Annotated in this window: 5 protein-coding genes and 1 pseudogene; 3 read left to right on the top strand and 3 right to left on the bottom strand. The window is 41.2% G+C overall.

Annotated features, from left to right (window positions below; all coding sequences use genetic code 11):
* Window positions 1-408 precede the first annotated feature (408 nt).
* Together O9300_RS13735 and O9300_RS13730 are read right to left on the bottom strand one after the other, a co-directional pair.
* Window positions 409-735: a hypothetical protein gene (locus O9300_RS13735; RefSeq protein WP_287972195.1), complete on the bottom strand. Its 327-nt coding sequence runs from the start codon at window positions 733-735 to the stop codon at window positions 409-411.
* A gap of 811 nt (window positions 736-1,546) precedes the next feature.
* Window positions 1,547-2,017: a DUF29 domain-containing protein gene (locus O9300_RS13730; protein ID WP_287972194.1), complete on the bottom strand. Its 471-nt coding sequence runs from the start codon at window positions 2,015-2,017 to the stop codon at window positions 1,547-1,549.
* Between the two features lie 178 nt (window positions 2,018-2,195).
* Here O9300_RS13730 and O9300_RS13725 point away from each other — a divergent pair, with 178 nt between their 5' ends.
* From O9300_RS13725 to recN, 3 genes are all read left to right on the top strand, one after another.
* Window positions 2,196-3,254 (top strand): DUF2157 domain-containing protein, encoded by a 1,059-nt coding sequence (locus tag O9300_RS13725; protein WP_287972191.1) that lies wholly within the window; start codon window positions 2,196-2,198, stop codon window positions 3,252-3,254.
* A 95-nt stretch (window positions 3,255-3,349) separates the two neighbouring features.
* Window positions 3,350-4,030 (top strand): two-component system response regulator RppA, encoded by a 681-nt coding sequence (rppA, locus tag O9300_RS13720; protein WP_147069109.1) that lies wholly within the window; start codon window positions 3,350-3,352, stop codon window positions 4,028-4,030.
* Window positions 4,031-4,087: 57 nt separating this feature from the next.
* On the top strand, window positions 4,088-5,815 hold the full coding sequence (recN, locus tag O9300_RS13715) for a DNA repair protein RecN (protein ID WP_287972189.1): 1,728 nt from the start codon (window positions 4,088-4,090) through the stop codon (window positions 5,813-5,815).
* Between the two features lie 3 nt (window positions 5,816-5,818).
* Here recN and O9300_RS13710 read toward each other — a convergent pair.
* A pseudogene (locus O9300_RS13710) lies at window positions 5,819-6,051 on the bottom strand (Uma2 family endonuclease); the annotation flags it as partial.

Here is a 6,051-nt window from a genome sequence, read left to right as displayed (position 1 = left end):
TTTTGAGAGAATCGTCGTTCAAAACCTTGCGTCTTCATCGGCCCGCGTCCTGTAGGGGCGAAGCATTCGGGCAATAACCTATCGGTGAAAACGTAGATTTTCTATCCGAATGCTTCGCCCGTACTTATTCAGCAAACCCTATATATAGCGGTTCTCGCATCTGTGCGGCACACTTAAACCTTTGCTGATTAAGCTGTTCAGGATCGGGAATGTACCTCTTGTGAATCAGAAACGCTATAGATAGGATTGAATATTTCCATAAAAAATCCTCTTGAAAAATATTTTGATCAACCTTAACTTTAAGGGGTACATTAATTTATTTTTAGGGCCATGGCCACCAAATCGCCAAAATTATTCGAGTCATTGCGGTCATAGACCGCAATGACTGTCACTACTGTTGGCCTCACCCTAGCCGCTGCTTCTGGTGCTAGTGCCGCAACAGTGTTCGGTTTCCAAGACGCTTACGATCCCATTAATTGGACATTTACCAATAGTAATGCCGACGGGTTCGTCAATACCGGCGGCGCTCCCGCGTCCATTAGCCTGACTGGGGGGGACAATTTTTCTTTCGATTCTGGAACCACAGACTACACCACCACTGCGGCTGCGGCTGGGACGGTGACGTTTGATTGGAACTATTCGACTGCTGATGGTAGTGCTTTCTGGGATACCTTCGGATATCTGCTCAACGGCAGCTTCACCCAAGTAACTGACGATGGGGGAGGTGTTGTCCAAAACGGGACATCGACGTTTAACGTCCTAGCTGGCGACAGCTTTGGTTTCCGTATTTTCACTCGCGACAACCTTTTTGGACGGGCTAGTGTGACGATTTCTAACTTTTCTGCCCCGATTCCCGAACCGTCAACTGTGCTGAGTTTGCTGGTACTAGGAGGCTTAGGCGCTGGACTGAAGTACCTTAAGCGGAATTGATATTCCAAAAAACAGGGGACTAGGAGTTGACCTCTCCTCCTAGTTCCCAACTTGATTAGCTGTTGACTGTCTGCGAGTGCCGGAGTTTGGAGCGGGGAGAGTTACACAATTCTGGCTTTAAGTCAATAGCCTTTACAAAACTTCAAAAATTGCAACATAAAAAAATTTCATCACTGGCGGCTTTTTTTGGGCAAGAGAATCGATATAGTCCCCTGATTGTCTTGGTTTTCCGTTGATTTAAAGCTTAAAGGTTAAACTAAGCCCAAAGCATACCACGATCATACCATATTATTAAATGTAGGCAACCCCGATTTACAGCCAAATTTTGGCAAATTCTGGGAAAATCAAAATGTTGTAACTTGCTTGTTACACTTGACTAATCGCCCCAAATATTTAAATATTTTAATTATTTACCTTGAATTTATAATTTTTACTTATTCTTGAAAGCTGATTAACTAGGGTTGGGCAAAAAAGCTTGTAAGCTCTATTTAAAGTCAGTCGAATCGCTTAGTATCGGGAAACAGATGTGACTTGTATAGCTTCCCAGTTTTTGAGATTTGAAGACTTTTTAGAAGCATTTTGAAAGCGTCTTAGCCGATGGATTAAATATGAATTATCAGGCATAGAAATCTTCATCAAGAATCTGTTCTAAGGAAAAAGGGCAGTCTAGGGGATAGGTTTCCTCTGGAGGAATCGCAATTCCAAAGTCAGCCAATTTACTTTCCTTGATGGCAATTTTGCGACCTTTAGGATAGGTTTTATCGATGGCGATTGCTAGATGAGATTTCAAAGAAGGGGTGTTTTCTAGTAAGGCGACAACTCGTTCCCTGTGTTCGACAATGGAGCTATACCAGCTAGATTTCATGCTTTCAGGGGCGGAGGATTGTACTTTTAATTTCAGTAAATGAGCCAGCAAAATCATTAAATTTCCTTCCAAGGCATTTTTATCTGATTTACCCAATTCTTTTAACTCCTCAACCAAATGAGATACATCTAATGCCTGAAAATCTCCTTGTTCTAACTGACCTATTGTTGTTATCAGCCATAATTGAAAATCTTGTTCATAGAGTTCTGATTTAGTTATCATGATGTCTTCGATAATAGTTAATATAGATTGAATTATACTCTATTTTGCAGATTTCGGATGTTGCAATCGGTAAATGTTAAGTTTTACTACAGGATTTAACATCTGCGCCTATGCCCTATTCCCTTATCCTTAGGATAAGCGGTTAAAATACATCTTAGCTTAAGGACTAGAGAATATTATGAGACTAGAAAGAGAAGATTTTGATTGGGCGGTACAACAAAACCTAATTACTGCCAGCCAAGCTGAAAATTTATGGACGGCTTTTTTATCCCGTTATCCCCAAGAAGATGAAGTTAATCGCCCTCGCTTTAATTTTGCTAATGTCGCCTATTATTTTGGGGCATTAATTGTTATCTCTGCCCTGGGGTGGTTTATGAACGAAGCTTGGGAGAGTTTCGGTGGTGCAGGACTATTTTTTATCGCCCTGTTTTATGCAATTTGTTTTATTTTTGCGGGAAAAAATCTATATTTTCAGCAAAATCTCAAAATACCCGGCGGCCTTTTATTTACCATGGCAGTGGCAATGACTCCCTTAGCAATCTATGGTTTACAACGCTGGACAGGATACTGGCAAGCCGGAAATATGACCACTTATCCAGATTTCTATACCTGGACTAAAGGCGGTTGGTTTTTAATGGAATTAGGCACGATTATCGCAGGATTAATAACTTTGCGATTTGTTAAATTTCCTTTTTTAACTGCACCGATCGCCTTTAGTCTGTGGTATATGTCAATGGACTTAACTCCTTTACTATTTGGAGAGAACGAATATATATGGAGAATGCGACTCTGGGTATCCTTTTGGTTTGGAATTGCCTGTTTAATAACGGCCTATTTAATTGATGTACGTCAGCGTCGCAGTCGGGGTGATTTTGCTTTTTGGCTGTACTTGTTCGGATTAATTATGTTTTGGTTTAGTTTATCTCTCCTCATCGATGATAATGAAGCGCAACGATTTTTGTACTGTCTAATTAACTTGGGATTGATGTTATTATCCGTCCTGCTAAAAAGAAGATTATTTGTGGTTTTCGGAGGTGTCGGAGTATTTGCTTATCTTTCCTATCTCTCCTATCGTCTCTTTGCCGATTCAATTTTCTTTCCCTTTGCCCTAACCGCCCTAGGACTTGGTATTATCTATATGGGAGTTTTGTATCAGCGTCATTACCCAACCCTGGCTAGATTTATTGAAAGTTATATCCCTCTCGAATGGCGCAATTTATTACCCAAAGATCGATAATTAGGAGAAATGGGGACATGGGGATATGGGGAGATTCAACTAAAAAACCCCAAAACCCCAAAACCCCAAAACCCAACACCATCTTTTTTACTTTTATGAAAATACTTATCGTTGATGATGAAAAAGAATTAACCGAACCCTTAGAACAAATTCTTGCTCAAGAAGGCTATGAAGTTGATATTGCTGATAATGGTCGGACGGGGTTAGAATTGGCACAAGAGAATAATTATGACCTCTTAATTCTCGATTGGATGTTACCCCAGCAATCCGGATTACAAATCTGTCAATATTTACGCAATCAAGGGGACACCACTCCCGTTTTGTTTCTAACCGCTAAGGATACCATAGATGATCGAGTGGCGGGATTAGATGCCGGTGCTGATGATTATTTAGTCAAACCCTTTCAACTGCGAGAATTATTAGCGAGAGTCCGCGCTTTATTGCGTCGTTCTCCCAATTTTGAAGCTAGTAATAGCAGTAAACTAAAATGTGCTGATTTAGAACTCGATAGCGAAAATCAAGTGGCCTATCGTCACGGTCGCACGATTAGTTTATCAGCAAAAGAAGTACAATTGTTGACTTTATTTATGACCCATCCGGGGCAACTTCTCACCCATGAACAAATTTATCAGCATCTCTGGTCAGAAGGAGAGCAACCTAATAGTAATGTGGTTCCTGCCCTGATGCGCTTACTGCGTCGTAAAATCGAAGCGCCTGGAGAAACACCTCTAATTAATACTGTCTATGGGAAGGGCTACCGTTTCGGGGAAAATTAGGGAATGCTGAAGGATAATGAGAATACCAACTGATTACCGATTACTGATTACCGATATATGTTATCCTGCCTACAAATTCAAAATTTTACCCTCATCGATCGCTTAGAATTAACTTTCGGGAACGGATTAAATGTACTGACCGGTGAGACGGGGGCAGGAAAATCGATTATATTAGATGCGATCGATATTGTTCTCGGTGGTAAAGTCAATCATCGCGTCATCCGTCAGGGAAGCCAACAATCAACCCTAGAAGCGACTTTTTCTCTCACCCCAGAATTAATTGCTTGGCTAGAAAGTCAGGAAATTGACCCATTAGAGGATAATAGTCTGACCATCAGCCGGGAATTAGTGATTACTAATAATTCCTTGCGTTCTCGTTCTCGCATTAACGGAGTCGTCGCTAATCGCCAACAAATGGCGCAAATAAGAGATTTTTTGGTAGAAATCACCGCTCAAGGTCAAACAGTTCAGTTAATGGACGCTAATCGACAGAGGGAATTATTAGATCTCTACGGGGGTGAATCGCTGCTGCGGCAGCGGGAAAAGGTAGCCACAGCCTACCTTAACTGGCAAGAAAGCAAGAATAGTTTAAATAATAGGTTGCAATCGGAACAAAATCGCCTACAGAGATTAGATTTATTAGAATATCAACTAAAAGAACTAGAATCAGCTAATTTAACTGACGCTGACGAGTTGGAACAGTTGGAACAGGAAAGAAACCGACTCTCCCACGGTGTCGATTTGCAAAATTCCAGCTATCAAGTCTATCAACTACTCTACCAAAACGATCGCGATCAACCGGCCGTCGCCGATTTGTTAGGAAAAGCTGAAAATATCTTGACAAATATGATGGTTTATGATACAAGTTTAGAGCCAATTTTAGAGATGGTGCGATCGGCATTAAATCAGGTGGTGGAAGCGGGACAGGAAATCAACGTTTATGGGGATAGTCTAGAGGCAGATCCCGAGAGATTGAACGAGATAGAAGAGAGAATTGTCCAACTTAAGCGCATTTGTCGCAAGTATGGCCCAAGTTTAGCCGAAGCGCTCGATTATTATCAGAAATTACAGCAGGAATTAGCGGAGTTGACGGGAGAAGGACAATCCATTGAAGAATTAGAAAAAATTTGTCAGCAACAGGAAAACATCTATCGAGAAACTAGCACCCAGTTGACCTTTTTGCGACAAGAAACCGCTAGTCAACTAGAAAAACAATTGGTACAGGAATTAAAACCTTTAGCCATGGAAAAGGTGATTTTTGTCTGTCGGATTAACCCGGGTAATCCTAGCAGTCTGGGAGTCGATCAAGTGGTATTTTATTTTAGTCCCAATCCGGGGGAAAAAATCCAACCTTTATCCAGTACCGCTTCCGGGGGAGAAATGAGTCGTTTTCTCCTAGCGTTAAAGTCCTGTTTTTCCCAATCCCAATCGGCAGCAGCAACCCTAATTTTTGATGAAATTGATGCGGGAGTATCGGGAAAAGTTGCCCAAGCAATTGCCGATAAATTAGATCAATTAGGTCAACAATATCAAGTTTTATGCGTTACTCATCAACCCTTAGTGGCTGCTTTAGCTGATCACCATTTTCGAGTTTATAAACAAATAATTGCCGAAGATAATCCCACTAATCTCTCGGAAATTCGCACGGTTGTCCGGGTTACTTCTCTCGATAATCGTCAGACGAGAAGGGAAGAATTGGCACAATTAACGGGAGGAAATTCGGCAGCAGATGCCATCGCTTTTGCCGAGTCTTTATTGGAGAAAGCGGCTGCCAAAAAACAGTAAGATTTAACCTTGAAATTGACTGATTAACCAACGTCCCACCTGACTTTGATCCTTGCTGCGTGCCTGTTGTAAAGCTGACTCTAAAACCGCGAGTTTTAAATTAGGTAAAACCTTTGATATATCAATTCTTTTGCTACCTCGATCGATTATTTCAAAAGCGAATATTTGAGGATCATTTACCTTAACACTCCAGTATTCACTAACTCCTAATTCTTCGTAGAGCAAGCGTTTATTAC

Source organism: Microcystis sp. LE19-195.1E (assembly GCF_027532095.1).
Taxonomy (GTDB): Bacteria; Cyanobacteriota; Cyanobacteriia; order Cyanobacteriales; family Microcystaceae; genus Microcystis; species Microcystis aeruginosa.
The sequence above is the reverse complement of the archived record's forward strand: the minus strand, read 5'-3'. Positions and strand labels throughout refer to the sequence as shown.

Excerpts from the sequence above, each read along its gene's own strand:
- O9300_RS13725 (WP_287972191.1), top strand. The coding sequence starts at position 2,196 with ATGAGACTAGAAAGAGAAGATTTTGATTGGGCGGTACAACAAAACCTA.
- O9300_RS13730 (WP_287972194.1), bottom strand. The coding sequence starts at position 2,017 with ATGATAACTAAATCAGAACTCTATGAACAAGATTTTCAATTATGGCTG.
- recN (WP_287972189.1), top strand. The coding sequence starts at position 4,088 with ATGTTATCCTGCCTACAAATTCAAAATTTTACCCTCATCGATCGCTTA.
- rppA (WP_147069109.1), top strand. The coding sequence starts at position 3,350 with ATGAAAATACTTATCGTTGATGATGAAAAAGAATTAACCGAACCCTTA.